Here is a 2,303-nt window from a genome sequence, read left to right as displayed (position 1 = left end):
GGCGCGCCCGAGGCGACCCGGGCGAGCTCCTGCTCGGCCTGGTCGATGTTCGGACGGCGCGCCGGGTCGCGGTCGAGCATCGCGGTCAGGACGGGCGTCAGCGCACCGGCGCGCTGCGGCGGCGGCGCGTCCAGCGTCATGATCGCGGCGAGCACGGCCATGGCGTCGCTGCGGTGGTGCGGCGCGCGTCCCTCGACGGCGGTGTACAGCGTCGCGCCGAGCGCCCACACGTCCGACGCGGGCCCGACGGCCTCGGCCCTGACGCGTTCGGGCGCCATGTAGGCGGGCGACCCCATGACCATGCCGGTGCGGGTGAGCGTGGCGTCGCCGGAGAGCTGCGCGATGCCGAAGTCGGTGAGGACGGCCCGCCCGTCCTCGGTGACCAGCACGTTCGCGGGCTTCACGTCCCGGTGCAGGATGCCGACCGCGTGCGCCGCCCGCAGCGCCGACGCGAGCTGGCGGCCGATCGCGGCGACGCGCTGCGGCGGCTGCGGGCCCTCCTGGTCCACCACGTCCTGCAGCGACCGGGACCGCACGAGCTCCATGACCAGCCACGGCCGGTCGTCGTGCACCACCACGTCGTGGACGGTCACGACCCCCGGGTGCCCGAGCCGGGCGGACGCCCGGGCCTCGCGCATCATCCGCGCGTGCGCCGTGTCGCGCTCCTCGTCGGTGAGCGACGGGTGCAGCCGGATCTCCTTGATCGCCACCTCGCGGTCCAGCGTCTGGTCGGTGGCCCGCCAGACCGTCCCCATCCCGCCCCTGCCCAGCACGGACAGCAACCGATACCGGCCAGCGAGGGGGACGTCGGTCCCCGGTCCCGTCACTTCACCCTCCGCCATGAGCAGCGACTTTACCGACAACGCATAACGGACAGGCGAACGAGCCACATTTTCCGCCCCCGCCGCCCCCCGAAACCCGCCTTGTCACACCCGTCCCACTGTGCTCCCATGCACCGTGATCATCCTTGATCCAAGGAAGCGTGCTCGGGCGTCGTTCGGTTTCGGGTGGGCGGGGAGAACCCGTGATCGCTCGTCCTGGCGGGGGCGAGGGTCAGGGCGCGGTCACCTCTCGGAGGTGAAGCCCGCGTAGACCGGCTGGAGGTCCGACAGGGTCTTGGACCATTGGCTGTCGGGCGCGTAGAGGACGATGGCGTATCCGTGCCCGCTCATCACGAAGCCCCGGTTCAGGGCGTGGATGCGGCCCTCGCGGCCGTCGAACGTCCACTCCCAGTCGGCCGCGCGCTCCCCGCTCGGGTCGGCGACGGGCTTCCCGCTGCGCACCGGCTGGATGCCGATCAGCTGGTAGCCCTTGAAGACGTGCTTGCGGGCGGGTTCGAGGTCCTTCCAGTCCTGAAGGGCGCTGGTGTTCGCCTCCTCGGCCCGGTCGACCTGGATGTAGGTCTTCCGGTCCGGAGAGTAGAAGAACCACCCGCTGCCGCCGTCCCGGTGCTCCGGCTTGCTCCAGTCCTCCGGGATCGGCAGGGAGTAGCCCTGGGGGTCCTTGTAGGTGCGGAAGCCGGCGGGGACCGATGGGGACGAGGGCGGGGCGCTGGAGGGCGGCCGGGACGGGGTGGACGAGGCCGTCGCCGGGGTCGTCTTCTTCGGGGGCGCCGTCGTGGCGGCCGGGGACTTCTTCGGGTCGTCCTTGCCGTGGGTGGCGCCCCAGACGATGCCCGCGACGGCCAGGACGATGACGACGATCATCGCGACGACGAGCAGGACGCGCCGGGACGACACGCCGCCGAGCGTCGGGGGCAGCTGCGGGAGCTGCGGCCGGGTGGTGGGGCGGGCCGGCGAGGGGGACGTCCCGGCGGACTCGTCCACGCGGGTGCGGCCGGGCTCGGCCGCGGGCGGGGCCTGCTCCGGGGTGGGCCGGGTGGCCTCGGGGAACTCGACGGCGATGGTGCGCTGGGTGTCGACCGTGGGCGCGCGGACGATCTCGTCGAGCAGGCGGCCCGCCTCGATGGCGTCCATCCGCTCGTCGGGGTTCTTGCGCAGCAGGCCCTGGATGACCGGGGTCAGCGGGCCGGAGCGGGTCGGCGGGTCGGGCTCCTCGGAGATCACCGCGACCAGGGCGGCCATCGGCTCGTTGCGCTCGAACGGGGAGCGGCCCTCGGCCATCGCGTACATGGTGACGCCGAGCGACCACAGGTCCGAGGCGGGGCCGGCGGTGCGGCCGCGGGCGCGCTCGGGCGCGATGTAGGCCGGGGAGCCCATGACCAGGCCGGTCTGGGTGAGGGTGGCGTCGCCCGCGGCGGTGGCGATGCCGAAGTCGGTGAGGACGGCCCGGTCGCCGCTCGC

Annotated in this window: 2 protein-coding genes; both read right to left on the bottom strand. The window is 73.9% G+C overall.

Annotation, left to right across the window (positions count from 1 at the left end):
• The coding region (locus tag AB0J52_RS36905) for a serine/threonine-protein kinase (protein ID WP_500187551.1) at positions 1-773 on the bottom strand (773 nt) is incomplete at its 3' end.
• 291 nt (positions 774-1,064) lie between these two features.
• A partial coding sequence (locus AB0J52_RS36900; protein ID WP_500187550.1) for a serine/threonine kinase C-terminal domain-containing protein occupies positions 1,065-2,303 on the bottom strand: 1,239 nt, incomplete at its 5' end.

This window comes from Spirillospora sp. NPDC049652, from assembly GCF_040675125.1.
Taxonomy (GTDB): domain Bacteria; phylum Actinomycetota; class Actinomycetes; order Streptosporangiales; family Streptosporangiaceae; genus Spirillospora.
The sequence above is the reverse complement of the archived record's forward strand: the minus strand, read 5'-3'. Positions and strand labels throughout refer to the sequence as shown.